This is a genomic window from Pantoea sp. RG18 (assembly GCF_025910075.1).
Classification (GTDB): Bacteria; Pseudomonadota; Gammaproteobacteria; order Enterobacterales; family Enterobacteriaceae; genus Pantoea; species Pantoea agglomerans.
This window is the reverse complement of the sequence record NZ_JAPCIL010000002.1, coordinates 518,547-544,938: the sequence shown is the minus strand read 5'-3', so window position 1 is coordinate 544,938 and position 26,392 is coordinate 518,547. Positions and strand designations below refer to the sequence as shown.

Here is a 26,392-nt window from a genome sequence, read left to right as displayed (position 1 = left end):
GGCACAGGGAGTGTGCCGGGCCAGAAAAAGCAGAAACCGGGCCTGGCGGGTCGCAGAACCCACAGGCCTGATGCTGTCAGCCCGCCAGTTGCTGCGCGGGATTCAGGGCGCAGAGTTCATCGCTGCGAAAGGCTTCGCTGCGCACGGCATAGCCATCATACCAGCGGCACTCCACCATGCCACTCGCGTAGCCGGTCACCACCATCGTCTGCCCCTCTTCCTTATGCTGTACTTCTTCACTGATTGCGAAAACCATGATGCGCTCCTTTTATTAACCTGAGTGTTATTAACCTGAGTGATTATTTTCTTTATAGCAGGCGAATAACGTTCCTGCCTGTTAAGGCACGCAAAAAAAGGGCAAATTCGGAATTAATCAGCTGGATATGCGGAAAATAAAAAAAGCGGATAAAAAAACTTATCCGCTTTGATGAAGTATTGACGCTGACGTCAGATTTTACAGCCTTCGCAATCGGCTTCGTCGCCAAGATCATCCGGCACTTCGCTGGCTTTTTTCTCTGCTTTCGCTTCAGCCTGCTCCAGTTGTGCATCGATATCAAATTCAAACATGTCGTCGTTCATCGTCATTCTCCTGACCGTAATTCACAGTGCGCTTTATACCGATTTTCCGCGCACTCTGGCAATAAGGTTGACCACTAACAGCACGATCGACCCAATGATAAAGCCGAGCACCAGGTTGGCGCCGTTGCTGAGCAGCATGGCGATCCAGCCGCTGAAGCCACTGCTGACTTCCTCGATCAGATGATGCAGCGGTGCGATGCCGTGTACCACAATACCGCCGCCGACCAGGAACATGGCGATGGTGCCGACTACCGAGAGGATCTTCATCAGCCAGGGTGCGGCAGCCAGCAGCACGCTACCCAACCCCTGCGCAAGGCGTGACGGTTTTTCACGCAGCCAGAATCCAAAGTCATCAATTTTGACGATGGCCGCCACGATGCCGTAAACGCCTACCGTAACCAGAATAGCGATGCCCGCCAGGATAATCACCTGGTTGAGCAGCGGCGATTCCGACACGATGCCTAAGGTAATCGCAACAATTTCGGCTGATAGAATGAAATCGGTGCGCACCGCGCCTTTGATCTTCTTCTTCTCAAACTCTGCCGCATTCTGATTCGCCAGCGAATCGAGTCGCTGCTGACGCGCTTCCGGTGATTTGCTCTGCTTGTCATGCTGCAGACTGTGCATCACCTTCTCCACGCCTTCGTAGCAGAGATAGGCACCGCCAATCATCAGCAGCGGCGTAATCAGCCAGGGCGCAAACGCGGAGATAATCAGCGCCAGTGGCACCAGGATCAGTTTATTAAGAAACGATCCTTTGGCAACGCCCCATACTACCGGCAGCTCACGGTTGGCTTTCACGCCGCTGACCTGCTGAGCATTCAGCGACAGATCGTCGCCCAGTACGCCAGCGGTTTTTTTCGCCGCCACTTTCCCCATGACGGAAATATCGTCCAGAAGTGTTGCAATATCATCAAGTAAAGTCAGTAAACTGGTTCCCGCCAAAATCTTATCCTTAGTCTGGTTCGTTATGTTGACAACATGGGCAGCGCTCAATTTCCGTAACGGTCATCTCGGCGATGCCCTCACAATCCCACTCTACCCGCACCGTCTCGCCTGCTGCTCCTTCAGCATGCAGATATTTGCTGACCGGGCTTTCGGTCATGCCGGTGATCTCCTCCGTGGCGACAAGCCTGTCACCGCAGTAAACCCGCGCGGTCGCTTTAGTATTCACCATCCGCTCGTCACGAATCTGGTAAAGGCGTTTTACCGTGAGTTTTATGCTGCTCATTTCAGGCTCCTGGCCACGGAGAAAGCGCAGATCTAACCAATTATGTCTGTGATTAGCAATCGGCGTTGTAATGATGAATGCCCTGATGGTCGACTTCGGCACTCTCAGGCATCGCCAGCAGCCACTCCTCCAGCCGCTCCAGCAGATCCTGATCCGTCAGGCGCAGTTTGCCACGTAGTGCACACTCCCAGATGATCAGCACTTTCCAGCCGCTCTCCTGCAGCTGTCGCACATAACGCCGGTCACGTTCAACGTTGCTGTTGATTTTTCCAGTCCAGAATTCTGTGCGCGTCGCCGGCAGTTTAAACAGATAGCAGTGATGACGATGCCAGAAGCAGCCATGAACAAAAATAATTGCCTGATGTTCTGTCAGAACGAAATCGGGCCGTCCCGGCAGGTTTTTATCCTGCACGCGAAAGCTGAAGCCCCGATCTTTCAGCAGCAGCGCAATACGTTGCTCAATGGCCGTATCCTGAGCGCGAATGGCACGCATATTTTTGCTGCGTATTTCGCTGGAGTGAACATCAGCCATAACCTCTCCTTTTTTGCTGGTACTTCAACTTTAGTCTGCGCCACGAAAAGCGAAAGCCGCCGCCCGACGACTTCACACCGTGTGCCGCAAAAACAGAACATTCCGGGGGGCTGAAACAGGGCACATCCAGGCAATTTCCTCACAGCGTCTGGAGTGATAGCATAGGCATCTTACTGTTAAGGAAAAACGCATGCATCCCGCCGCCCTCGCTGAACCACTCTCTGCTGCACTTTCATCTGCTGATGCGTCTGAACTCTTTCAGCAGGTGCTGGCAATCTATTCGGTTCGTGATCTCACGGCCCGCCTGCAGCAGGCAGGATTTTCCTGCTGGACGCCGGCACTCCTGAACCGGATTCGTCAGGGTAAAACCGCCCTGCCACCGCTGTGTGAGGCGGAACTGTCGCTGTTACAGGGGCTGCTGCCGTCCCGTCCCGCCCATTATGATAATCCTGAATTTCGTTTTATCGATCTCTTTGCCGGTATTGGCGGCATTCGTAAGGGGTTCGAGGCGATCGGCGGCAAATGCGTATTCACCAGTGAATGGAATAAAGAGGCGGTCCGCACTTACAAAGCCAACCACTACAGTGATCCGCTGGAGCATCACTTCAATACCGATATCCGTCAGGTCACCCAGCCGGAAGGTCTGACCGACGATGAAGCGATATACCGCGAGATTGATGCGGCAATCCCCGATCATCAGGTGCTGCTGGCCGGTTTTCCCTGTCAGCCCTTTTCGCTGGCGGGCGTCAGCAAGAAAAATGCGCTGGGCCGTGCACATGGCTTTGAGTGTCAGGTACAGGGCACGCTGTTTTTCGATGTGGCCCGTATCCTGGCTGCCAAGAAGCCGCCGTTCTTTGTGCTGGAGAATGTGAAAAACCTCAAGAGTCATGACAAGGGCCGCACCTTCGCCATTATCATGGAGACGCTGGATGAACTGGGGTATGACGTTGCGGATGCGGGTGCCAGCAGCCCGGATGCCAAAGTGATCGATGCGCGTCACTTCCTGCCGCAGCATCGCGAACGCATTGTGCTGGTGGGTATTCGCCGTGACCTGAAAAAGCAGGATTTTACACTGCGCGATATCCGCCGTTTCTACCCGGCGCAGGTACCCAGCCTGCAGAGCCTGCTGGAGAGCGCGCCGGACGACAAATATATCCTGTCACCGGTCCTGTGGCGCTACCTCTACCAGTATGCGAAAAAACATAAAGCCAAAGGCAATGGCTTTGGCTTTGGCCTCAACGATCCGCGTAATCCTGACTGCTGCGTGCGTACGCTGTCAGCGCGTTACTACAAAGATGGCTCAGAGATTCTGATCGATCGCGGCTGGGACAGTGCGCTGGGCGAAGCGGAGTTTCAGGATGCCGATAACATGGCGCGTCGGCCACGCCGCCTTTCCCCGCGCGAGTGCGCCCGCCTGATGGGCTTTGATGTGCCAGGCCGCGAGCCGTTCCGCATTCCGGTTTCGGACACCCAGGCTTATAAGCAGTTTGGTAACTCGGTGGTAGTGCCTGTGTTTGCAGCGGTGGCTCAGCTGTTACTGCCACATATTCGTCAGCTGAAGTCGTAAGCACCGTGAAATGAAAAAACCCGTCTGGCGACGGGTTTCAGGCTGATGAAGAACTCACATCAGGCGAGTCTCACAGCAACAAATAAGCTTAACTCGCAGGGAACACGGTCAGAATAGGAAAGCGTCCCGCGCCAGGGACGGCGCGGGCCGAGCATGTCATGGATGACGGCTTTTGCGTCTTTCCGATCTGACCGTGTTCCCTTCGCAGGCACAGTCTCACAGCGAAAAGGTCCAGCCTTTCTCCAAAGTAAAAACCCGTCTGGCGACGGGTTTCTGTTTTATTTCTTCTTCTTGCTCTGCTTCTTCAGCAGCAGCCGAATCTGCTTCAGCTCTGTTGCACTTAGTGCATCGGTCTTCACGTCAGCGGCACTGGATCCCTCAGTCCCCTCTTCTGTGATGTCCTGATTATCAATCGCCGGATGTGGATGCGTTTCCAGACTGGCCTGCAAACGTTGCACAATCTCCTGGCTCATCGAAATCTGATTTTCCAGCGCCAGCTGTTTAATCGTTTCTTTCAGCTCAGGATCAATTTTAATCGTTAAATTAACAGTTTCAGTCATCGGGCAGCTCCTTTTTGTTATTGCTACAAGCTACCGGATGACCGTTTCGATTAATACACTGTCACAAAAATTTAATATTCGGTTTGCAAAGGTGTGAAGTCCCGCAGTACACCCTCATCCATACCCACCAGATTGCCCTGCAGCTCGGCATAAAGCTTCGCCATATAGCGTACCAGGAAATCTGCGTTATGCTCAGCCAGCATGCGACCGGTTTCAGTGTGCATGGTTTCCGGCAGACGTAGCAGCTTCTTCTGGAAATGATCCAGCGTCCATTTAACATCATTCAGTTCGCGATCTTTACCCAACGGATCCTGGCTGTCGAATAATGGCCGATTCAGCGCACCGGCGGTGTAGAAGACCCGCGCCAGCCCGATCGCGCCCAGCGACTCCAGCCGATCAGCATCCTGTACAATTTTAGCTTCAAGCGTCTGAGGCGGTATGCCGGCGCTGAAACTGTGGGTTTTAACGGCATGCATTACGGCATCAATCTTTTCAGCCGGGAAATCGAGAAAGTCCTGCTGCAGAATGCGCTGGGTTTCCGTCGCGGCATAGGTAGAGGCGAGATGACGTTCCGGATGATTCTTCGGCAAGTTCACCACATCGTGAAAATAGCAGGCGGTCAGCACCACGAGCGGATCAGCGGGCGTGCCGTTCATGATTCGCTGTGCGCTCATCCAGACACGCCGCAGATGGGCGATATCGTGCGCGCCGTCGTCGTGGATCCAGTTCGCCTGAAACCAGCTTTCATAGCGAGATTGCCAGAGTGTAAGTGACATAATCTATCTCCCTGTAGTGATCGACAGCAGTTTTTCTGTCGCGATCAGTGCGCAAACGGCAAGCCATCATAGCGACTGGCTAATGACACTTTTTTTACAGTGCAGTTGAAAAGAGCAGCGCTGCCAGCGATTCCGGGCAGAAAAATGAGATCTGGATCATCTGTATAGCATCTCTGTTACACAATAACCGCAATTTCGGCTGTTTTCAGTCTTTCCTCAGTGAATTGCTGCTAAGAAAATTAGTTTAACAGGCGTAATGTTTGGTTCGATCTTAACCAACTTCCTGCCCCATGCTCAGCGTTTTTTTGTCACGCGATTAAGTGTAAAACTGCACGTTATGACAGGTGAAAAAGTCTGAAAAGGTTCCTATTTTTACGGTTATAACGTACTGTATCCGGGCTATTCGTCGCTTTTTGCCAGTTGCGTGATAAGCTTTGGTGCGCTTTTTGCATTTTGCTGGTTTTTAACTACTAAAGTGACAATTATACAGTGACAGTCAGCCGACAAATTATTAAGCAAAATGATTTAAAGCTTTTATGATAACTCTCAGATGTGAAGCAAATGGACTTTTACAGCAGTAACCGGGTTCTACTAATAAAAAGAGGTAATCCATGAAAGAACGGCCGATTCTTTTTTCCGAACAGCGTGTTCGTGCCCTGTTGGTTGGCCAGCAAACGCAAACCCGGCGCATTATGAAAACTCAGGCTTTCGGTCCGGGACAGGATCATCACGAGGGCGTACACGCTTTCGATGTGAGTGCTAATCATCTGCATGGTTATAAAATGATGTCGATGACGGACATCAGCTATCAGTGTCCTTACGGTAAACCGGGTGACGTGCTCTGGGTGCGTGAAACCTGGCGTGGCCCGATGGTACCCGAGCAGCATCTGGCCGATTATGAACGCGACCCGACGCCCTTCCGCCAGCCAGAATATTGCCAGTATCGTGCAGACAGCAACGAGCTGGGCCAGCATGCACTGAGCACGCCGGAAGCAGAGCAGTTTGGCTGGCAAACCGCCATTCATATGCCGCGCTGGGCCAGCCGCATCAATCTGGAAATTACCGGCGTGCGCGCCGAGAAAATTCAGGACATCAGTGAAGATGACATTATGGCGGAAGGCGTGCAGACCGATTCGCACTTCCTCAACAACTTCTTCACCATGAACGTCAATTCTGAATCGCCCAAAGAGGCGTACCGTAAAGCCTGGGAAAAACAGTATGGTGCGACCAGCTGGGAAGTGAATCCCTGGGTGTGGGTGATTGAGTTTCATCGTATTGAGCGCAACTGACGCCCCGGCCCCACGCTTTGCGGGCTGAATCACAGACAACGACCGTGCTAACGGGTTGAATAGACGGCCCTTAGCCCTGTCGCCAGATGAACAGTGCCAGCATGGTGTTTCGATGCTGGCATTTTTATGTCTGCCGCGTCAGGATAGCGAAATAGTCCGGTTCTGTGCGGGAGTTGCGATGTTTAAATGGCCCTGGAAAACGCATAACGACGCCACCCTGGCCGCGCTGCCATGGCAGCACGGGCTGGCGCAGCCGATATTCAGCCAGCTGGATGAGGCTGAACAGCAGGCGCTGGTTGAGCTGGCGCAACGCTTTCTGCAACAGAAAAAACTGGTGCCGCTCGACGGTGTTCAGCTGGATGAATTGCGCAGTGTGCGGATCGCCTTACTGTTCTGCCTGCCGGTACTGAAACTGGGCCTGGAGTGGCTGGACGGTTTCCACGATGTGCTGATCTATCCCGAGCCGTTCGAGGTCGACGATCAGTGGCAGGATGACGATGGGCTGGTTCACAGTGCGCCTGCGGTTCATGCCGGACAGAGCTGGACGCAGGGGCCGGTCGTACTCAACTGGCTCGATATTCAGGACTCGTTCGATCTCTCCGGCTTTAATCTGGTGATCCACGAAGTTGCGCACAAGCTGGATGCCCGCGGCAGCGGTTACACCAGCGGTATTCCGGTCATGTCGCTGCGTGACGTCGCACTCTGGGAGAAGGATTTGCGTGCCGCGATGGCGGAGATTGAGAGTGAAGTTGAACTGGTGGGTGAGCAGGCCGCCACGATCGATCCCTACGCCGCCAGCGATCCCGCTGAGTGCTTTGCCGTGCTCTCTGAATATTTCTTTACGGCTCCGGTTCTGCTGGCCGAACGCTTTCCCGCCATGTATCAGCATCTGCGCCAGTTTTACCAGCAGGATCCCCTGCTCAGAATCGCCGCTGACACTGCGCAAACTGCTTAAATCACGATCGCTTTGCGTTAAAGCTAGCCAGTTGAATGATAATGTATTTTTTGCTGTTGACACCTTAGAGCGACGCCGTTAATATTCGCCTCGTTCACACGATTCCTCTGTAGTTCAGTCGGTAGAACGGCGGACTGTTAATCCGTATGTCACTGGTTCGAGTCCAGTCAGAGGAGCCAGATTAGAAAAACCCGCTCAGGGAAACCTGAGCGGGTTTTTTGCATTTCAGCGATCCCAGTTTTCTCTTCCTGTCTGACTGTTCATCTCAGCTCGTCTGCGGCTCATATTACCGAGACCACCGTTAAGTCTGGATCAACGCATGCTGTATGGCGCAACCCTGTCATGGTGTTATGACGAGCTGGCTTTAAATAAAAAACCAGCCGGGCAATATTTGCGAGGCTGGCTCATACTAATGACGAATTATCACTCAGGAATGGTCAGTACCTGACCCGGTGCAATTTTATCCGGGCTGCTGAGAAGGTTTTTATTCGCCTCAAAGATTTTCATATACTGGGACGCATCATTGTAAAACTGCTTTGCGATGGCGCTGAGCGTGTCGCCTGATTTAACCGTATATGTACGATTACTCTCTGCGGCGGTGACAGACTTATCTTCAACATTTTTATCCACAGCATGTAACAACTCATCGCCTATATTTTTAATATTATCCAGAATGCTCATATTTACTCCCCTATCGTTTCTGATACGTTTAGTTTGATAAAGAAAACAGGATTGCCAGGCAAATACTGCTCGGCGTACGATACACCTGCTTTTAATTCATGGGTTAAACCACTGCTAAACGTTGCTGTAATTAATATAAAAACAGAGGATATTAATGATGGGTATATTGTCATGGGTTGTATTCGGATTACTTGCCGGCATTATCGCCAGATGTATTATGCCAGGTAAAGAACATATGGGCATTTTCATGACCATTATTCTGGGTATTATCGGTGCGCTGATTGGCGGTGTCGTCAGTACCGCTCTGGGTTTTGGCAAGGTCGATGGCTTCAATATTTACAGCATTGCTATTGCCACCGTGGGTTCAATTATTGTGCTGTTTGTCATTCATAAAATCAGAGCGTGTAAACAGTCTTAATAGATTACGTTAAAGGGGATAACAGAATGAGTTTACTGGAAACAGTACTGGCCATGTGCGGCCTGAATAATCAGACCAGCCAGGAAGTCAAAGGTGTGCTGGAGTGGGTTGAGCAGCAAGGCGGTTTACATACTATCGTGAGTCACCTGCAGAGCGGCGAGTACAGTGAGGTGGTTAACTCCTGGCTGGGCGATGAGCAGAACGTTGCGCTGAGCAGCGACCTGGTGCAGAAGATGATTAACTCTGAGGCGATTGAGCAACTGGCTGCGCGGATGGGCATCAACACCAGCGATGCACTGAATCTGCTGGCGAAATATCTGCCGCAGCTGGTGGATAAAGCGTCAACGGCGGGCGTCGTGGATAAAAAAGCTGATCTTACCGGACTGGTGAGTCAGTTAATGCACTAAGCATAATGCCATTGAAAGATAAAAGCCTGCTACTTAAGTATAGGGCTTTTATCTTTTGTGTTTGGGAGAATTGAATAAAGTTGTTAAACACATAGACTAAAAAAATTCCTGCCGTAATATGAAGCAAAATCCTAAGAATTAATTTTGTTTATAAACCTACGCTGTAAATGAATATCGCATGCGGCAAGCATTTTCAGGAAATGGGGGTGGATTGTATACAGAATAAAGACGAACTCATTATCAGAAGCAACTGGGTTTAAGAAGCAGTTATCACCCGCGCAGCATAATTAAAAGTTATGAATGTCTAGAAAACTGTAATTATAATAACAAGAGGAGAGCATTAGTGACTACAATTAAAAAATCCCGACGCAAGGGCCGGGATCTCTTGTGATGCGAAAATTACCATTTACAGCCTGTTTTTTAATCAGTTTCACTAATTAACCTATTGAAAAATCTTACCCAGAGCGAGAAAGCATTATTGTAACACCTTATATTTTAGGCCTATGTTTATACTCTTAAGCATATCAGAAACCTGCTTCAGGAAATAAACAGCCTGTTCTGGAAGATCATATTTAAAATACACCTCAATTATTTTTACCGATTTTCCTTTTGATTCAGGAAAAGCATCATATATTTCACCACTCTCGATAAAGGCCACATAGGAATTTATTTTTTCCTGTAGTGTGTATAAATGCTCTTCAATTGGCTCATCCCATAGAAGATGGTCTGAAATTGCCAAGCTTACGGTATCCTGGCTATCGTTCGGTATACCAATAGAGTCAATCTTTTTTACATCTTGTATAGACATATTTAATCCTGATTTTTTTTATCCGGTCTAATAATTTCAACTTTTGTTGGTGGTATTTGAGATCCACCTTCAAAACTGGACTTACCTGCTCATACCACGGTAATATTACTTAATGGCATAGCGACATTTTTTTTAGATTAGTCGTTGATGAGAAGTGGCGTTGATCAAGGTAAGTGCTTACAGGGAACATCCATTATGCTTTTAAATCGCCACCTGAGGTTTCTTTTTCCATACAGATACAATAACCACCATTTCATACCCTGACTTTTCTTAACCTCTGGAGCACATAGCGCATTACTCTCAATATCAATAGGAAGAAGGTGGCGAAAATTTCCAATCGCGAGGCACATCACCAGTATTGCACCGAACTTCAAGCGTGATAACGGGCATTTAGCGAGATGACTGATACAAATTTCAAGCCCTTCAGATCGGAGCTCATTCCACATTAAGATAAATTAATCTCCTCACCTCATCTCTTAATTTATCTTCGCTAAACTCATAATCTTCACGATCATCATGTGGATTATACAAATCAGCCAAGCAAAATATACTCGATAAATTTTCACTTGTTTTAAATTCATAGTTAAGCATGTTTTTATTATCACGCTCTAAGCGCCAAAGCTCAATATAAGCTTCTGAAAACACATCCGCCGACAATCTTCCATCGACAAACGCCTTAGAAAAATCCATTAGCAAACAACTCATCGTAACACTCCGTTTTTCATGAAATCATCGTATTACGGCGTTCCCGACTACACTTTAAATCCTGTGATAAACTCACCGGATTTATCAATAATAACAGCATTGTTCGTTGTCGGATTAAATTACAATTTCGAATATTTCACAAAGCCATAAGTACCTTTTTCAAAAGTAGCTATATCATCCATATGATTTTTAATGGCTATTTCGAAATGTTTAATTGTTTCTGGATTTTTCTTCGCCGTAACAATGTCAAAATAAATGGCATGCTTGAAATTTTTATCTCACTGCTTTGCACTAAAAGTTACACTTTCAGAAATAATACCAGTGCTTACATGCGGTATTTTCTTACCCGGCAACATAGTTCCGGCAAGCATTCCGCCAGTGGCTTCCAGCGCCAGCTGGTTCCCCAGTGACACCTGCCTAAAAGTAGCAGCAACCGCAGACCCGGTATCTGCAAGTGCATTGATAATGCCGTTGGCGATAGAAGAGGTTATCCCTTCCCCCAGCTTTTCCCAAACTTTTCTCTTCAGACATTCAGCTGCCTGTTTCACTGTTGCGCGCGCCTGGTCACCCCTTCGCGCACTATTCTCAACTTACCTTCTTTTTAGACTAGATAAAAACAAAATACCAATACCTAAAACCAAACCAATAACGGCACCTCTTTGTATGGAATCGAATAAATTTTCTCGCCATTCAAAGGAAAAGCTTCCATTCCTTATCATAAAAACAGATGCCACACCTAACCTAACTAAAAATAAAGTTAATGTGGTTATAAGAAAGAAATAAAATATTAACTTTATGGCTAATGCTATATTTTTCATTATTTATTCTCCAACTGTTTTTGAAGTTCAGAGCCAGCGACCTCTGAAGCTCCGGAACCAATCACAGCTCCAGCCAAACCAGCTGCTTTTTCTGAAATTAAAGGTAGGTATTTATTTCCAACCTCTACTGCTTTGCCTCCTGCAGCCCCAACCCCCGTACCAAAAGCAGCGCCAGCTACAATTGGAAGTGCCTCTTTTCCTTGCAACTTAGCCCCTGCATAAGCACCTGTAATACCTGCTACTTCAGTGAACCAGAACCCCTTACCCTGAGTGAGTCCGCTGATACCTGTAGCGATAAGTGCATCAGTGGCACTGAAGGGGTCGCCGCTCTGTAGCTGATTCAAAATATTTGCAGAACCACCTATAGCACCTGCACCGATAATACTTCCGGCCGTTGCACCAGATGGTAACAGAACAGGTGCAACAACAGCAGTAGCTCCAGCTCCCCACGCTGTTAATAAGCCTGTTGCCGGGTTCTGTCCGGCAGGTAAATCTCCCGAAACCAGTTTATCAGAGGCATACTTAATTTCTTCTGGTGTTGCCGGATTCAGGACCTTACCAGTCTCATCTGTAAGATTAGTGTTATTTTTCAGGGATCCTTGTGCTTGATTATTACTCCAGAAACCACTACCAAATCCACTTAAACCTGACAGCTCATTATTCTCAACCGCATTTTTCCCGGCAACCGCGCCGCTCGTCGCCGCAGCACTGCTGTTGCCCAACATGCCGCCCGCAAGTCCTGCCGCCAGCGTGCCGAGCAGGCTCAGTTGCTCGCGGTCTTCCTGTCCCAGCGCCGCTATCTTCTCCGGGGTATCTGCGCCCCAGTATTTCTCTGCGATGTAGCGTGTGGCCAGCTCGCCGCTAAAGGCACCTGCCGCACCCGCTGCCGCACTGCCGCCCGACATCTGCGATGATACTGCACCCCACACGGCATGGGCCATGGCATTGGTTGCCACATCAACGTTGCCGGAAGCGTCGGTCGTTTCCTTCTTAATCAGCTGAGCTGCCCACGGATTAAGTCCGCCTGCGACCGCCTGACCTGCATTGCCGGTCACCAGCCCCGTCAGAATACTGCCAACCGTCTGTGCGACCTTCTGCGACGTGCTGCCGATGCCCCACTGCTTCATCTCCGCCTGATACTCTGGCGAATCACGCATTTTCTCCAGCCACTCTCCCCGCTGTTTTTCCGTTGCTCCGGCGGGCAGCGTCTCGGCGTTCTTCGCACTCTGCGCCTTCTCAAGCCCTTTGATATCGCCCATGGTCGTGACGATATTTGTCATCTGGCCGCTGATTTCACCGGCTAACTGAGCCGTCTGAAGCCGCTTCTGCTCTTTCTCTTTGTCAAAGATCGCACTGATGCTGTCGTTGGCATGTTCGGTGTCACGGCTGAGGTCTGCCACATCCTGCTTCTGGTTGACCCGGTCGCGAATGATCACGGTGCCGTTTGCCACCGCCGACTGCGTGGTGCCTTCGGCATGGCCGTTGTTGTTCAGGCCCGACAGCAGCGTGCTGGCGGCATTGGACGCCACGCTGGACAGCATCTGCGCACCCATGCCGCCACCGCTGGACAGCGCGATGCTGCCGCCGCTGTGGCTGACCCTGTAGTCCGCCGCATTGCCGATATCGGTGAAGCCGAGCGTACCGGTATCCAGACGGTTGTCTGCCGCATCGCCCTGGCTGGCAATCACTGCACCGTTCAGCTGGGTATGATTGCCAACGGTGATGTCAAAGCCGCCGTTACCGGCATAGATACCGCTCTGCTCCTGCACGCTGTCAAAGTTGCTGTGCATTTTGTCCTGGTTGACGCTGGCATAGCCGGACACCGACATTGAGCCAAAGGTAAAGCTGCCGCCCGCGCCGTAGCTGGTCTGTTTTGAATCGTAACGGTCGCTGTCCTGCTGGCTGGTGATGGTCAGATCTCGGCCCACATCGGCCGTTACCTGATTACCGCTGACCTGCGCGCCGTTGAGCGTGGTATCTCTTCCACTGTTCAGGCTTACCCTGCCGCCGCTGTCCAGGGTGGTCTCAGACCAGCGCGTACCGTTGCCGCTCTCCTTACCTTTGGCGCCGTTAACGCTGGCAAAAATGCTGATACCCGCGCTGCCCTGTCCGGCACCAAAACTGATGCCCACGCCACCGCCGCCGCTGCTGTTTTTACCGCTGCTTTCCTGAGTGTTGGCCGCCCCGCTCAGCACAATGTCCCTGGCAGCATTGAGGCTGCTGTCACCTGCGGCTTTCAGCTGGCTGCCGGCGATAAGAATGTCGCCGCTGTGCTCGCCACTGCCCTTACCGGCAGAGGTAATGGAGAGGTTCTTACCGGCATTGAGCGTGGATCCGGCGACGCTGTCGGACGCCTGATGCTGCTGCGATTTTGATTTCTGTGTGGTCAGGGAAAGGCTGACGCCCAGGCCGTTGTTGGGATCGGCGCTCGCTTCCGCCAGCTGCCCGCCCAGCACGGCCTGCACGCCTGAAAGCGCGGCTTTGGTAGCCTGCAGGGCAGCAAGGCGACCGTCACTCTCTTTTTTCGATGTCTGCGCCGCCGCAACCGCGTTATTAATGGCTTCACCCACCACCCCGGAGAGCGCCAGTGTCAGCCCGCTCTTCTTCTGCTCAAACAGTTCATCATGAGTCCGTTTATCATGACCCGGATCGATGATCACGCTGTCGCCGGTAATGGCGAGATCGCGCCCCGCCACCAGATCTGAGCCGCTGACATGAGCCTGTCCGCCCGCAACAATGCTGACATTACCGCCCGTACTGCCCACCGTGCTGGCACTCTGGCTCTGGGTGGTGCCCTTGTCACGTAAGTCATGGACCGATTTACTGCTGCCTACAGTGATGCCGATGCCACCGGTTCCCATCAGGCCGCTTTTCTTAGTTTCCGAGAAACGCCAGGTTGAGTCCGTGTTGGTCGCAGCAACGATATCCACGTTGTTACCGGCCCTGAGCGCTACCGTGCCATCGCCTACGACCTGAGAACCCTGGACAAGTAAATTGTTGCCCGCATTAAGCGTGACATTATCGCCGCTCAGTAAGGTGCCATTTTCACGGGTGTCACTGTCTTCGCTGATGGTATGAGTGGTCTTTTTACTCAGAAATCCTTTTTTGGTTTTGGTCTCTTCTTTGTAGGCATAATCGCTTTCAGTGGCGGTGGTCAGGTTGATGTCACGTCCGGCACCCACTGCGATATTACCGCTGGCCGTAACCTGAGCCGCTTCACTGTTAACATCCTGACCCGCTTTAACCGTCGTACTCCCGCCACTGGCAATTTCAGTGCCCTGCTGGCGTACCGACTCATTGATCTCAACCTTTTTGCCGGATTTGTAGCTATTGCCAGAACCGGTTTCAGCTGCCAGCAGATTGACGTCACGTCCCGCCTGCAAGGTGACATCTTTGTCTGCGGCGATGCCTGCCGCCTGGCTATTGAGATCGCGTCCGGCCTGAAGTGCTAAATCGCCTCCGCTGGTCAGCGTCGTGCGATCCAGCCCGGTTGAATGGGTTTCACGTTTGCCCTTCACATCATTCTGGCTGGTCGTCGCGCTATTGAGATTAAGATCGTTACCGGCTGCCAGCGCCGCGTTTTTACCGGCAGTGATGCTGCTGGCGGTAACCGTCAGATCGTGGCCCGCCTGCATCGCCATATTGCCGCCTGCGGCGATCTTGCTGCCGACTGTGGTGACGGTAGTTGTGCTGGTTGGGTCAACTTTTTGCCAGCGGTTTCCGAAGCCGGATTGCGCGCTGCCAGTGACGTTCTGGTTCCCGGTTATAGCAATATCATTCCAGGCGTTCAGCAGCAGCTCGCCACCCGCTTTGAGGTTAGCGCCGGTGACGGCAATATCGTTGCCCGCCTTGAGGCTCAGAGAATCCAGTGACGTGATGCTCGCCGTTGGCCCGCTCAGGGTTTCGGTATAGGATTTCTTCGCACCCTTACCGTTGCCTGCATCCAGATGCCAGAGCTGTGAAGTAGTCAGGTTGTTGATGTCACCGTTAACACTCTCCAGTGCCACCTTTTTACCGCTGATAGTCGCGCTGACGTTGTTGATATCATTCAGTGCGCTAAGCTGCAGATCGCCACCAGCATGAAGCAGACCGGCGTTGAGGTTACTGAGCGTGTTCTGACTGTCGATAGTCAGATCGTTTTTGGCCATTACGCTACTACCGGTATTGGTGATGTTCCCGCCTTTCAGCGTCACGTTGTTACCGGCAATTACGCTGCCATCGCGCATCTCCACATCTTTTGTCGACAGATAGAGCTTCGGCACCATCACCGTTTCACCGTTGATGGTGGTGGCTTCCCACCAGACCATACTCTTGTCTAAAGAGGCGAGTTGCCCGGCAGAGAGTGAGACACCAAACTCCAGTCCCAGCGACTTTTGCGCCGCCGCAGCGTTGTCCATCAGATAGCGCATCTGGGCGAGATCGGATCCCAGGCCATTGATGTAGCGATTACCGGTCTGATTCAGTACCGCATTGCTGACGTAGCGGGTATCAAACGCCGCATCGCCGAGAAAACGATAATCATAATCTGGCTTCAGGTTAAGGCGATCAAGCATATATGAGGAGCCGAGGAAGGCGTTCTCGTCTGTGTATTGAGGGCGCTTTTCCTGTAATGGCGTGGTGGCAGGCTGTTTGCCCAGTTTTGCATTCAGCTCGCCGAACAGGCTCTGATCCAGCTGACCCAGGCCATTAAGTTTGGGGTTAACGGTAATCAGATAGCGGCTATTGGTGTTCGACGCAACAAAGTAGCCGTTTTCACCAGAAGGTAATGGATAGGCGCTGATATCAACCTCAGCGGCCTTATAGTTATGCAGCGACGCAGGACCCTGAGAAGCGTTCGTCAGGTTAACGGCTTTACCCAGCGCTGCGTTGTTTTTACCCGCAGTTGCATATTGCGTCAGCGATGCGCTGCCCTGTGATGCGGTCTCCAGCGCACCTGCGCTATTGACCTGCTGCAAGGCATTCTGGAGCTGATCGCGCCATTGCGGGGTATTGATTGCGGCTTTGTCGGCAGCAGCCAGTTGCTGATGAGACTGCGCGCCTGCGGTGCCTGCTGCTGTTAGGCCGCGTATAGCGGGGGCCGAAAGGGTGTTACCGCTCCAGCCGGTATTCGCTGTGGTGTTAGTGTTGCTGATATCGCCGCTGAAGTTAGCTGAGACATTGCCACCGGCCTGAATAACCGACCGGTATAGCTCTCCCGGTGTGAAACTCGTCCCTTGATCGGAAAGTTTATATGTAACTGCTCTTACTTTTGGTTCATTTACGCCTCTGATTGATGCATTGATGATAACAGAGGAGGTAACAGAATTGTATGTTGTGCTCTTATAAGGTTTTGAAAAATCGAACAGACGCCCTTCATACTTATAAGTCAAATATGAAGTTTGTGTCCCAGCCTGCCAGGATTGATTGTTAAGTTGGTTTCCAGAGAGATATATATCTCTCTGCGCCAAAACATTACTGGCCTGATTATCAAACGAACCTGCCCTTATATTGATATCACGTCCAGCGGCTATACGAGCTGCACCACCATTACTTATCACGTTTATAGTGGTGCTTGATAATAAAATATTCCTTATAGCTGCTTCTTTTGTTGGTGCATATGTATATGTTGTTTGTGCTGGAGTACAACGCTCCCCATTACCTTTCCCATATGAAATACAATCTTTGTCACGGTGATAAAGAAACGCCCCATATTCACCTGGTTTTAAATCAGAGATTAAAACACTTATTTGAGGTTTGGCTGAACCCGCCGGGCTTGAAGAATTATTAGTTTGAGAAACACTCAACCCATCCCTTGTATTCAGCAAATGCCCCGTATTAATCGTGATATCGCCGTTTTGCGTTTCGATGGTGCCGGAGTTATTAATCACCTCGCCGTTGGCGTTTCCCGCCGCATCGCCCTGAAGCCACATACTGCCGCCTGCCAGCATATCGGCACGCTGGTTGCGAATACTGTTGGCAAAAAGAGAGAGATTCCCCGCCGCATAGAGCAGCGCGTTATTGACGATGCTGCCAGGTGCACTGAGCACCAGGTTGCCGCGGGTACCGGTGAAACCGTCCAGGATGATATCGCTGCGGCTGGCTAAGTTGATGTTGCCGCCGCCCTGCAGACTGCCATTCCCGTTCATGGCGATACGATTGCCGCTTAACGCACTGTCACCCGAACCGGTAGTGAGCTGACCATTATTAGTGAGATCGCCGCCTGCACTCAGCGTCAGCGCCCCACCCTGCATCGTGCCCTGGTTGTCTATCGCGCCATTACTGCTGACGGAGAGTCGCCCGCCCGCAGCCAGCACATCGCGACCGGTAAAACCATTCGCGATCTCCAGCGTGGCATCACCCAGTGCCACAACCTGACCGGTCTGATCAAAGCCATTGCTGTGAACCAGTAAACTGCCGCCACTGAACAGGCGACCACTGCTTTGCTGATTGACCTGAGCGGCCATCACGCTCAGCCGGTTGTTACCCAGCAGCGTGCCGCTGTTGTTTACCTGCTGATAATTAACCTCAAGGTTGCCGCCCTGGGCCGTGCCCTGGTTGCTGAAGCCATTGCCGGTCAGCGTACCCTGGCCGTCGGCCAGCAGCGTACCGTTATTGCTGGCATTGGTCGCATTGAGGATGAGTTGAGACGCCTGTAACCAGCCGTTGTTATTCAGCTGCGGCGTATTCAATGTCTGCGCGCCACCCGAGAGCCACCGGCCATCGTTTTGCGTTAAACCGGTTATTGTCGCGACACCGTTGCCATTGCCCTGAATCAGGCCATAGTTGAACAGTTCAGGCCCGGTCAGCGTCAGGGCGTTTTGCGTGATCATGGCGCCATTGCCGCCGTTGGTGATGCGTCCACCGGCATTGACCAGCAGGCTGTTGTCACCCTGTAAGCGCCCGTTGTTCTCAACCGCACCACTGGTGATCTGCAGGTCGCCGCCCTGCACGCGTCCGGCATTATTGAGTGAGGATGACTGAAGCGTCAGCCTGCCTGCGCTGAGCAGCGTTTTATCCTGCTGCTGAGTCAGTGCACCGTTAAGGCCAACAGTCAGCGCCTCCACACCGGTCACTGAGCCGTTATTGTTTAACGTGTCGCCCCGTAGCGTCAGGTTCCTGGCAATCCATTCACCCTGATTGGTCAGCGTCAGTGCCTGCAGTGCCGCAGTGCCATTCGCTGAGATCTTACTGCCAGCGCCCGCATCAAGGCGATCCGCCAGAATCAGTTGTAGCGCATCCGCACTCTGGATCGCGCCATTATTGGTCAGTTGCCGGGCATTCAGCAGGATCTGCTGTCCCTGCCAGCTGCCGTTATTCACAACGTCCCCGCCGTTGATGTTCAGCGTGCCCTGCGTCAGCAGCGATCCGCCCTGATTATTGATCAGCTGACGTGATGGCGCGGCCAGCGCTCTGAGCAGCATTCGCCCGGCCACCTTTGGCGCAGCGGCAAACGTTAATGCCTGCAGACCAATCAGGCTGCCCTGATTAATGACGCTGGCGGGTGAAATGGTCAGGGTTTTGCCCTGCACCGATCCGCTGTTATTCAGCGCGGCACCGTTCAGCACCATCGCCCCTTCACTGAGCAGTGAGCCGCTGTTGTTCAGCGTGTTCGCCGTAACCTGTGCGGTGTTCTGACTCATCAACGAGCCGGTGTTATGCAGTTCATTGCTGATACTGGCGTTCAGATCTTTGCTGCCCAGCAGCGATCCCTGATGCAGCCAGTTGTCAGCGTTAACCGTTGCCTGCTCGCCCTGCAGCGTTCCCTGGGTGTTGAGCTGACCCGCGGTCAGCGTCAGTGTTCCGCCGCTCAGCGTTTTGCCACCGGCAGATTGCGTGATGTTATCAGCCTGAGCAGTCAGCGCCGTGTTGCCCTGTAACAGACCGTCGTTGTTCAGGCTGGAGCCCTGCAACCCCAGGCGGTCCGCCATTATTTTGCCGCTGTTGCGCAGCGTGGTGGCATTAAGATCGCTCTCTCCCAAACTGACCAGCGTGCCGCTGTTGATCAGATCGCTGGCGATATTACCGCGCAAGGCGCTGATGCCGTTGAGGCTGCCGCGATTGTCGAGAGAATCCAGCGTGACGTCGAGTTGCTGGCCCTGCCAGCTGCCATCATTGATAGCGCTACTGCCCTTGACGATCAGTCGATCGCCGCTCAGCAGTTGCCCATTGTTGTGGTTGAGGGTCTGAGCAAATCCGAGATCCAGTAGCGTGTCGCCCTGGAGCAGCCCGCTGTTTTCCAGCGTATTACCGCTGGCGCTGAGTTGCTGTGCCGCAATCTGGCCGCTGTTACTGAGCGTTTGTGCATGTATGTCGGCCTGCTGGCCGGTCACGATCTGTCCCGTGCTGCTGTTATTCAGCGTATCGGCAATCTGAAGGTCGAGGTCATCGCTCAGCAGGCGTCCGCTGTTGTTGAGACGGTTGCCGTTGACTGAAAGCTTACCGTTAACCTGCAGCAGCCCGTCGTTATCCAGTTGATCTAACGTCAGCGTCAGCGGTCCTCCGGCGATTAACTGGCCGCCATGAAGGTTGTGGAGTTGCTGATGATCCAGCGTTAAGGTGCTGTTGCCCTGCAGCAGACCGGCGTTACTGAGCACTGGCGCATGCAGGCTGAGGTTATCTGCCGCCAGTGTGCCTTTGTTATCGATCTCCCCAGCCTGTAAATTCATCTGCTGCTGGCTGATCAGACTTCCGCTGTTATCCAGCACACCCCCGACCTGGGCTGTCAGTGCCTTTCCGGCGCGAACAGTGCCACTGTTCTGCAACGCCTTCGCGTTTAACGCCATCTCATCGGCCTGCATTGCGCCGCGGTTATTCAGTGAAGTGATGTTGCCGTTCAGGGTGCCGTCACTCAGCAACTGCCCGCCCTGCTGATTATCCAGCTGGTCGCCTGCCAGGGTAATCTGCTGATTACCCTGAATCAGGCCACTGTTAATCAGGTCGCCACGCAGCGTCAGCGCCTGAGCAATCAGCCAGCCGCTGTTGTCACTGTGATTCGCTTTTAGCGCGATGCCCTGTTGTCCCAGAATCTTGCCGCTATTGACCAGCGTGGCGCTTTGCAGGTCGGCGTCGGCTTCACTGAGGGCATTGCCGCTGTTCTGCCAGCGGTCAGCATTCAGTGTCAGCTGTTTGCCCTGCATCAGTCCGCTGTTGTCCAGCGTCTGCTGTTGCACATTCAGCTGGCCTGCGCTGAGCAGCGTGCCGCTGTTGGTTAACCCGCTGCCCTGCAACGATACTGCCTTGTCGCCCTGGAGTGTTCCGCTGTTATTGACCTGGCTGACATCGCTATTCAGCGTTGCGGCGGCGATGATGCCCTGATTAGTCAGTACATCGCCGTGCAGCTGGAGTGGGTCACTGGCCAGCAGTTTGCCACCCAGCTGATTACCCAGATGCCCGTACCGGGCGCTGAGGCTGGCAGCGTTGATTTCCCCGCTATTGTTCAGCTGGTCGCCGCTGACTACCAGTGTTTTGCCGCTGGTGATCAATCCGCTGTTATTAAGCTGTGGCAAATCGAGCGCAAAGTCGTTGTCGGAGCTGATCGTCCCCGCAGCAAGGTTATCCAGCTGTCCGGAATTTAAAGAGAGCTGGTTAGAGCCCTGAAGCAGGCCGCCGTTACTGATTTGCCCGGCGGTCAGCGTCAGATTGGGTGCGGTTAACGAGCCCATGTTACGCAGTTGTGCACTGTTCAGGATGAGTGCGTTCTGACTGCTGATGGCCCCCTGATTTTCCAGCCTGCCACGAGCGGTCAGTTGCGCGTCACCGCCTGCAGTGATGGAGCCGTTTTGTTGCAGCGTATCGCTGTTAATCACGGCATCGCCATGACTCACCATCTCGCCACTGTTATTCAGGGTCGGGGCATCGATTTGTAGGCGCTGACTGACCAGATTGCCGCTGTTGCTGAAGGTATCCGCAACACTGAACAGTGCGTTGCCCTGTGCGGAGAAGATCCCGTCCTGATTCAGTCGATTAGCCGTGATCGTGGCATCACCCGTACTGATCAGTTTGCCGCTGTTATCAAGAGTGCCGCTTTGAATGTTCAGGCTGCTGCCACTGATTTCATCGCGGTTAGTCAGCTGTCCGGTAACAGCCAAAGTGTTTTTACCCTGAGCCAGCAGCTTACCGTTCTGTTGCAGAGTGTTAGTGCGAACCTGCACGTCACCATTACTGGCCAGGCTGCCACGGTTAGCGATCTGCGCGGCCTGAATATCGAGTGTTTTTGCGGCGGCGAGCTGACCGGCATTATCCAGCTGAGAGGTGACAGAGAGTTGCAGCGCGTCTACCGCACTACCGCTGCTGCTGTTATCAACACTCAGGTTGGCACCGCTGACACGCACATTCTGGCCTGCTTTAACGCTGCTGCCTTTAAGCGTGATACTGCCCTGACTGTTGAGATCCAGCGAGGCGTCGCTGCCCAGCGAGGCCCCATTTAAGGCAATATCCTGCTGCGCTGTCAGCGCGACGTTACCACCCGCTTTATGTTCGCCCTGCAGGGTGATGCTGCTGCCTTTTGCAGTCAGGGTGCCGCTGGTCAGGCTATTGTTGATGCTTAACCGACCCTGAGCATCCAGCACAATATCGCCCTGACGGGCATTAAGATTGCCGAGATTGACGCCAACGCCGTTTTCGCTGGAGACCAGATGGATGCGGTTGGCGTACATGCCGCCCAGCGCGCCGGTATCTACAGCAACCGATGGCGCAGCACCTTCGCCCGCGATGGGTGTCACGCTGCCATCAGCACCAACCCGGTTTGCGCCCAGCGCCACATTAAGATCTTTGGCATGGATGCCCGCGTTGATTTCGGTTGCGCGCGCGATGATCGAGACAGCATCTGCCTGGCTGCCATCCAGTCCTTTACCCTCAATGCTGATTGCGCCTTTCGTCACCTCCAGCGATTGCAGATTGCCCTGCGCATCAAGCTGCGGTTTACCGGTGGTCAGCGTAACGTTGGGCGTATTGATAAAGCCGCAGCCGTTACAGGTAATACCATAAGGGTTTGCGACCATCACGTTGGCCGCTTTACCCGCTACCTCGGTATAGCCCTGTAGCTGTGAACGGTTAGCACCCACCACCTCATTGATAATGGCCCGGGCTTCCTGCCCAGCTTTGAGGTTCGGGTTGTTCTGGACAAGTCCACCCAGCTGGGTCTGCGTCAACCGGCCGGTTGCGTTGTTCAGGATCAGCCCTTCCTGGCCCACGTTGTAATTCTGATACTGGTTATGCGACAGGCCCGCCGCATTCGGCGTCGCGATATTAATGACCGGCACGCCATTCCCGGCAGCATCGACGTTGGTACCTGGTGTGACGGGCGCTATCGCCGCAGAAAAGGCGGGCAGCAGTGGCTGAAACGCGATCAGCGAGCAGATGAGATAGCTCAGCAGACGACGCGGCAGTGAAAGCTTTAATTGATCATCCATAATCGGGGCCTTTTTTTAAAAAACGAGTCCAACACGCGCGTAAACGCTGAGGCGATCGGGCGCAAGATAATTGGGGTAGCTGACAGGGATACCCAGCGACAGCTGAGTAGAGACATGCGCGTTACGGGTGCCAAGTCCCAGCGAACTGCCCCACAGCGTGCCTGCTGCGTAGCGATCCTGTTTGTCGCTCTGGAGCCACCCGCCGTCCAGCGCCAGGGTGGTGCTGACCTCGCCGATTGCAGGCAGGGTAAACAGCGAGTAATTCAGTTCGTTACGCAGATAGCCGCCAACATCGCCGGAAAGGTATTGCTCCTTGTAGCCGCGAACCGAGTTCTCGCCACCAATCGTCAGGCGTTCGCTGCCATAAAGGCGATCCGGCGACCACTGAGCGTAAAAACTGCTGAGCCACCACATTTTCTGAGTGACAGGCCGCTGATAGCTGCTACTGACGCTCCATTTACGGAATTCAGCTTTAGGAAAATCGTCGCTTTTACCCTTGTCGCTTTCCGCATCAAACCACGGCATTCCGCGGCTCAGCATCGGGTTGAGGGTGGCCACCCCACCTGCAATTTTTTGCGTATGGTTAAAACCGATCTGCAGGCTGGTCAGTTTGCGGCTGCTGCTTTGCAGCAGGGTCTCATTCAGCCAGTTATGGCTGACATAATGGTTCAGCCCAACCTGAAGGCCGGTTTTGATTTGCCCGTTGCGGAACAGCACCCACGATCCGCTGAGGCGGTTAGAGATGTTGTCGCCGTTGCTATACCAGTCGAAACTATTGGCGTTAAAGCGGCTGTGATAGTTGCTCCAGCTATAGCTGTAATCCAGCAGCCCATAGCCATAAGGCACGCTGACGCCCGCCTGGAAATTTTGCGCATCGCGCCAGTCGCTGAAAGCGCTACTGCGACCACCGCTGACAAACCAGCGATCGGCAACACCCAGCAGGTCATTACCCACCAGCGAGCCGGAAAGCTGACCTATGCCGGTGCTTCGCTGGCCGCTATTGTCCATATTCAGCCCCAGCGTCAGAGGAAACTCGGGTGTGCTGGTCAGATTGACAATGGAATAGCCCGGCTGAGTCGACGGAATGATTTCAATCTGAACCGGCGTAGTACGAAGCCGGTTTATCTGCTCCATTCCCTGTTCAATGTCGCGTAAATTTAAAATACGACCTGCACGGGTCGGGAACGCCATGTTCAGCTGACGTGCACTGGCACCCTGCAAATGAATCGCCTCAAGCTTTCCTTCCAGTACGGTGATATTTAATGTCCCGTGGGAAAGATTCTGTTCTGTCAGGAAGGCCCGGCTGGTGATATAGCCGCGCTGGACATACCACTCTGAAATAGCGCGTACCAGCTGATTAATACGGTCCAGACTCAGGCACTGATTGATATAGGGAGCGACAAGTCTCTTCTGTGTATCAGACGTGATTAAGCTCGCCTGTTGCAGTGAAATCTGGTTGATTTCAAAACAGGGGCCGCTGGCTGGCGCCGATTCGGTTTTTTGCAGCTCAACCTGATGCGCCTGTGTTAATGCGTCACGCTGCTGCTGATCCTGCTGCAACCGCTGCTGCTGCTGATTTTGAATAACGTCAAGATCGCCCGGCGTGACCGGTGCAGCCATGACATTGCTGATAAACAAACTGGCTCCGAAAACCAGCCACTTCCCTGTTTCAGGCATTTTCATCGAAGGATTAACAACGCTTATTGTAAGTTTTGTGTAAGCACAGGCGTGCAGATTACCACCTTAACAATCGGAAGTTCCTTATTGACTTAAAATAATGACGTGGTTTTACAAAAAGTAAAATTAGCGGTGATAAAACGTTTTATAAGCCAAATTTGTAATGACTTAGCCACTTTCTATGTGCGCAGGTCATTTATGAGTGTTAAGGGAATGGATGTTAAGACGTGCACTGATGAATATAGATCCGCGCCGGATTACTCATTCATATAACGACGCTGGGGCATTAAGTGGGATAAAAAATAATGATGTTGCTGTTTTTCGTGGTGAAGCCTGCTGGCTGAAATGACCAGCGCAATACAGATGCAAAAAGGCCCGCAACGTAGCGGGCCTTTAACCAGACAACATACAACAACCATTATTTTTCATGGTAGCGATGCACTGCCGGATAATATTCCAGTCCATACAGCTGGCTCAGCGGCAGCAGCAGTTCCACGTTAATATCATGCACACGGTCACTCGCCACAGGGCCGCTCAGCAGCTGTTCAAACCAGGCTATCAGTTTCTGTTTCATCTCAGGCTCTCCGCATCAGTTGATGCCCTGAGTAAACCCGCTTACACGCCCGATCAGAACCAAAAATTTCTGCGCTGCTTATGCCGGAAATGGCATAAGCAGCCCGCATCTGTTTAGCCAGTGCCATACGCCAGCGGCTCAAAACGGTTACTGCCTTATTAGCGTCACCCAGTTCGCGCCTTTACCAGCCGGGGCTTCAGCAACCCGTTTGAGTTCACCGCTGGCGGAATCGATAGCGTAACTGCCAATCACCGCGCTCTTCTCCCCGCTGACGATCAGCCATTTACCCTGCGCATCAATCGCAATACTGCGCGGCTGTTTTTCAACCGGCCAGCTGCCGATAAGTGTTAACTCACCCGACTGTTTATCAATCCGGTAGCCGCTGACGGTGCTGGAGGTGCGCTCGGTGACATAGATAAATTGCCCGTCCGGGGTGATTTTAATGTCTGCCGCCCAGATGCGCGGCGTGGGATCGCTGTAGCCCGCCGGGCGCTGCTCGCCATGCTGCAGGTTATATTTCTTCGCCACCGCATTCGGCCAGGTTTTCAGCTCCGTCAGCGACCCATCCGCCGCGCGCCGGAACTGCGTAATGGTGCCGCTCATCTCCGCGAGGTTATAGAGGAAGCGATTGTCGGGCGAAATCACCGAATGTCGTGCGCCGCTGTTCTTCTCGCCCTGAACAAATCCGGTTCCCAGCGGCGTTATCGCGCCATTATCAGCAAAGGCATATTGCAGCACGCGATCCGCGCCAAGGTTGCCGACGTAGAGGGAATGATTGCTGACGTCGGTAATCACCGAGTGGGCATGCGGCCCGGTTTTCACCTCGCCCGTGACCTGGGGTGTCACAATGCCTTTGTCATCAATCCGGTTGCTGGTGACGATATCGCTGTCATAGGAGGCGGCCAGCAGATAGCGCCCACTTCTGTCAGTGGTGATCCACGGAAAGCTGGCTACAACCGGTGTCACCGCCAGTTTCTGCAAATCACCATGCGAACCCGAGACGCGCCAGCTGATGATCGAATAAGGCGGACTCCGCAGCGCACCATAGAGCCGTTTACCATCCGGGCTGGCCGCCAGCGGCATAATCTTTTTACCGGCAGGCGTATCGCCACGCCATTGCAGGCTGCCATTCGCCTCGCTGAGCTGATAGCGGGAAACGGTGCCGGATTCAGCATTGGAGACATAGACAAAGGTTGTCGCCCATAACGGGGCGCTACACAGCAGCGGCAGGAGTGCCAGCGCCGTTTTCAGACGGATCATAGGGTCACCTTGATAAGTAGTGTCTGCATCATTGCGCAGCAGGCATTACGCTAACCCTGTCCGGGGAGGCTGGCTTTGTGCAACTGTCTGAAATTCGGTTCGAAAGTCTGGAGATGTGACGGAGATGTTATTTTTAATGGTGCTGAAAGAGGTAAGACGCCTTTC

The 26,392-nt window shown here is 52.8% G+C and carries 21 protein-coding genes and 1 tRNA gene; 6 read left to right on the top strand and 16 right to left on the bottom strand.

The features are described 5' to 3' along the window. Positions 1–76: 76 nt before the first annotated feature. From OK409_RS02860 to OK409_RS02840, 5 genes are all read right to left on the bottom strand, one after another. Positions 77–256: a YodC family protein gene (locus tag OK409_RS02860; RefSeq protein ID WP_010247703.1), complete on the bottom strand. Its 180-nt coding sequence runs from the start codon at positions 254–256 to the stop codon at positions 77–79. Positions 257–447: 191 nt separating this feature from the next. Beyond that, on the bottom strand, positions 448–579 hold the full coding sequence (locus tag OK409_RS02855) for a hypothetical protein (RefSeq protein ID WP_003854444.1): 132 nt from the start codon (positions 577–579) through the stop codon (positions 448–450). A gap of 33 nt (positions 580–612) precedes the next feature. Next, the gene (locus tag OK409_RS02850; RefSeq protein ID WP_010247708.1) at positions 613–1,524 is read right to left on the bottom strand and encodes a DUF808 domain-containing protein; all 912 of its coding nucleotides are present in this window, start codon (positions 1,522–1,524) and stop codon (positions 613–615) included. A 10-nt stretch (positions 1,525–1,534) separates the two neighbouring features. Further along, on the bottom strand, positions 1,535–1,810 hold the full coding sequence (locus OK409_RS02845; protein ID WP_010247711.1) for a hypothetical protein: 276 nt from the start codon (positions 1,808–1,810) through the stop codon (positions 1,535–1,537). Between the two features lie 52 nt (positions 1,811–1,862). Beyond that, positions 1,863–2,342 carry a very short patch repair endonuclease gene (locus OK409_RS02840; protein WP_010247714.1) on the bottom strand — a complete coding sequence of 160 codons (480 nt, stop codon included), beginning with the start codon at positions 2,340–2,342 and terminating at the stop codon, positions 1,863–1,865. 190 nt (positions 2,343–2,532) lie between these two features. Between OK409_RS02840 and dcm the strand changes: the two genes are divergently transcribed. Next, on the top strand, positions 2,533–3,909 hold the full coding sequence (gene dcm / locus OK409_RS02835; RefSeq protein WP_264366732.1) for a DNA (cytosine-5-)-methyltransferase: 1,377 nt from the start codon (positions 2,533–2,535) through the stop codon (positions 3,907–3,909). Between the two features lie 278 nt (positions 3,910–4,187). Here the strand turns inward: dcm and OK409_RS02830 are convergent, their stop codons facing one another. Continuing rightward, positions 4,188–4,469 carry an Arc family DNA-binding protein gene (locus tag OK409_RS02830; protein ID WP_010247717.1) on the bottom strand — a complete coding sequence of 94 codons (282 nt, stop codon included), beginning with the start codon at positions 4,467–4,469 and terminating at the stop codon, positions 4,188–4,190. A gap of 71 nt (positions 4,470–4,540) precedes the next feature. Next, positions 4,541–5,245 (bottom strand): phosphohydrolase, encoded by a 705-nt coding sequence (locus tag OK409_RS02825; protein ID WP_010670862.1) that lies wholly within the window; start codon positions 5,243–5,245, stop codon positions 4,541–4,543. A 611-nt stretch (positions 5,246–5,856) separates the two neighbouring features. Here OK409_RS02825 and OK409_RS02820 point away from each other — a divergent pair. The 3 genes from OK409_RS02820 to OK409_RS02810 all read left to right on the top strand — a co-directional run bounded on the left by OK409_RS02820 (position 5,857) and on the right by OK409_RS02810 (position 7,668). Further along, a complete protein-coding gene (locus OK409_RS02820; protein ID WP_163851859.1) occupies positions 5,857–6,534 on the top strand; it encodes a hypothetical protein in 678 nt (225 codons plus the stop codon). Positions 6,535–6,712: 178 nt separating this feature from the next. After that, the gene (gene mtfA, locus OK409_RS02815) at positions 6,713–7,489 is read left to right on the top strand and encodes a DgsA anti-repressor MtfA (RefSeq protein ID WP_264366731.1); all 777 of its coding nucleotides are present in this window, start codon (positions 6,713–6,715) and stop codon (positions 7,487–7,489) included. Between the two features lie 103 nt (positions 7,490–7,592). Further along, positions 7,593–7,668 (top strand) — tRNA-Asn (locus tag OK409_RS02810). 244 nt (positions 7,669–7,912) lie between these two features. Here the strand turns inward: OK409_RS02810 and OK409_RS02805 are convergent. Beyond that, positions 7,913–8,170: a LysM peptidoglycan-binding domain-containing protein gene (locus OK409_RS02805; RefSeq protein ID WP_143990335.1), complete on the bottom strand. Its 258-nt coding sequence runs from the start codon at positions 8,168–8,170 to the stop codon at positions 7,913–7,915. A gap of 157 nt (positions 8,171–8,327) precedes the next feature. Between OK409_RS02805 and OK409_RS02800 the strand changes: the two genes are divergently transcribed. After that, a complete protein-coding gene (locus tag OK409_RS02800; protein WP_010247728.1) occupies positions 8,328–8,588 on the top strand; it encodes a GlsB/YeaQ/YmgE family stress response membrane protein in 261 nt (86 codons plus the stop codon). Positions 8,589–8,614: 26 nt separating this feature from the next. Further along, the gene (locus OK409_RS02795; protein WP_010247730.1) at positions 8,615–8,995 is read left to right on the top strand and encodes a YidB family protein; all 381 of its coding nucleotides are present in this window, start codon (positions 8,615–8,617) and stop codon (positions 8,993–8,995) included. A gap of 475 nt (positions 8,996–9,470) precedes the next feature. Here the strand turns inward: OK409_RS02795 and OK409_RS02790 are convergent, their stop codons facing one another. The 8 genes from OK409_RS02790 to OK409_RS02755 all read right to left on the bottom strand — a co-directional run bounded on the left by OK409_RS02790 (position 9,471) and on the right by OK409_RS02755 (position 26,227). Next, positions 9,471–9,803, bottom strand: coding sequence for a DUF6572 domain-containing protein (locus OK409_RS02790; protein ID WP_187510696.1), 333 nt, complete (start codon positions 9,801–9,803; stop codon positions 9,471–9,473). A 435-nt stretch (positions 9,804–10,238) separates the two neighbouring features. Next, positions 10,239–10,508, bottom strand: coding sequence for a colicin immunity domain-containing protein (locus tag OK409_RS02785; RefSeq protein ID WP_064691434.1), 270 nt, complete (start codon positions 10,506–10,508; stop codon positions 10,239–10,241). A gap of 278 nt (positions 10,509–10,786) precedes the next feature. Continuing rightward, entirely contained in the window at positions 10,787–11,056 is a 270-nt protein-coding gene (locus OK409_RS02780) for a hypothetical protein (RefSeq protein WP_050680079.1), read from the bottom strand. 42 nt (positions 11,057–11,098) lie between these two features. Continuing rightward, positions 11,099–11,326 (bottom strand): hypothetical protein, encoded by a 228-nt coding sequence (locus tag OK409_RS02775; RefSeq protein ID WP_156323622.1) that lies wholly within the window; start codon positions 11,324–11,326, stop codon positions 11,099–11,101. Continuing rightward, a complete protein-coding gene (locus OK409_RS02770) occupies positions 11,326–22,716 on the bottom strand; it encodes a hemagglutinin repeat-containing protein (RefSeq protein ID WP_264366730.1) in 11,391 nt (3,796 codons plus the stop codon). The genes OK409_RS02775 and OK409_RS02770 overlap by 1 nt, the downstream gene beginning before the upstream one ends. 15 nt (positions 22,717–22,731) lie before the next feature. After that, positions 22,732–24,399 (bottom strand): ShlB/FhaC/HecB family hemolysin secretion/activation protein, encoded by a 1,668-nt coding sequence (locus OK409_RS02765; protein WP_264366729.1) that lies wholly within the window; start codon positions 24,397–24,399, stop codon positions 22,732–22,734. Between the two features lie 412 nt (positions 24,400–24,811). After that, positions 24,812–24,967: a hypothetical protein gene (locus OK409_RS02760; RefSeq protein WP_010247735.1), complete on the bottom strand. Its 156-nt coding sequence runs from the start codon at positions 24,965–24,967 to the stop codon at positions 24,812–24,814. A gap of 147 nt (positions 24,968–25,114) precedes the next feature. After that, positions 25,115–26,227: a lactonase family protein gene (locus OK409_RS02755; protein ID WP_264366728.1), complete on the bottom strand. Its 1,113-nt coding sequence runs from the start codon at positions 26,225–26,227 to the stop codon at positions 25,115–25,117. Positions 26,228–26,392: the final 165 nt, after the last annotated feature.

Coding starts and splice junctions, on each gene's coding strand:
- OK409_RS02860 (WP_010247703.1), bottom strand. CDS start 256: ATGGTTTTCGCAATCAGTGAAGAAGTACAGCATAAGGAAGAGGGGCAG.
- OK409_RS02855 (WP_003854444.1), bottom strand. CDS start 579: ATGAACGACGACATGTTTGAATTTGATATCGATGCACAACTGGAGCAG.
- OK409_RS02845 (WP_010247711.1), bottom strand. CDS start 1,810: ATGAGCAGCATAAAACTCACGGTAAAACGCCTTTACCAGATTCGTGAC.
- OK409_RS02840 (WP_010247714.1), bottom strand. CDS start 2,342: ATGGCTGATGTTCACTCCAGCGAAATACGCAGCAAAAATATGCGTGCC.
- dcm (WP_264366732.1), top strand. CDS start 2,533: ATGCATCCCGCCGCCCTCGCTGAACCACTCTCTGCTGCACTTTCATCT.
- OK409_RS02830 (WP_010247717.1), bottom strand. CDS start 4,469: ATGACTGAAACTGTTAATTTAACGATTAAAATTGATCCTGAGCTGAAA.
- OK409_RS02825 (WP_010670862.1), bottom strand. CDS start 5,245: ATGTCACTTACACTCTGGCAATCTCGCTATGAAAGCTGGTTTCAGGCG.
- OK409_RS02820 (WP_163851859.1), top strand. CDS start 5,857: ATGAAAGAACGGCCGATTCTTTTTTCCGAACAGCGTGTTCGTGCCCTG.
- mtfA (WP_264366731.1), top strand. CDS start 6,713: ATGTTTAAATGGCCCTGGAAAACGCATAACGACGCCACCCTGGCCGCG.
- OK409_RS02805 (WP_143990335.1), bottom strand. CDS start 8,170: ATGAGCATTCTGGATAATATTAAAAATATAGGCGATGAGTTGTTACAT.
- OK409_RS02800 (WP_010247728.1), top strand. CDS start 8,328: ATGGGTATATTGTCATGGGTTGTATTCGGATTACTTGCCGGCATTATC.
- OK409_RS02795 (WP_010247730.1), top strand. CDS start 8,615: ATGAGTTTACTGGAAACAGTACTGGCCATGTGCGGCCTGAATAATCAG.
- OK409_RS02790 (WP_187510696.1), bottom strand. CDS start 9,803: ATGTCTATACAAGATGTAAAAAAGATTGACTCTATTGGTATACCGAAC.
- OK409_RS02785 (WP_064691434.1), bottom strand. CDS start 10,508: ATGAGTTGTTTGCTAATGGATTTTTCTAAGGCGTTTGTCGATGGAAGA.
- OK409_RS02775 (WP_156323622.1), bottom strand. CDS start 11,326: ATGAAAAATATAGCATTAGCCATAAAGTTAATATTTTATTTCTTTCTT.
- OK409_RS02770 (WP_264366730.1), bottom strand. CDS start 22,716: ATGGATGATCAATTAAAGCTTTCACTGCCGCGTCGTCTGCTGAGCTAT.
- OK409_RS02765 (WP_264366729.1), bottom strand. CDS start 24,399: ATGAAAATGCCTGAAACAGGGAAGTGGCTGGTTTTCGGAGCCAGTTTG.
- OK409_RS02760 (WP_010247735.1), bottom strand. CDS start 24,967: ATGAAACAGAAACTGATAGCCTGGTTTGAACAGCTGCTGAGCGGCCCT.
- OK409_RS02755 (WP_264366728.1), bottom strand. CDS start 26,227: ATGATCCGTCTGAAAACGGCGCTGGCACTCCTGCCGCTGCTGTGTAGC.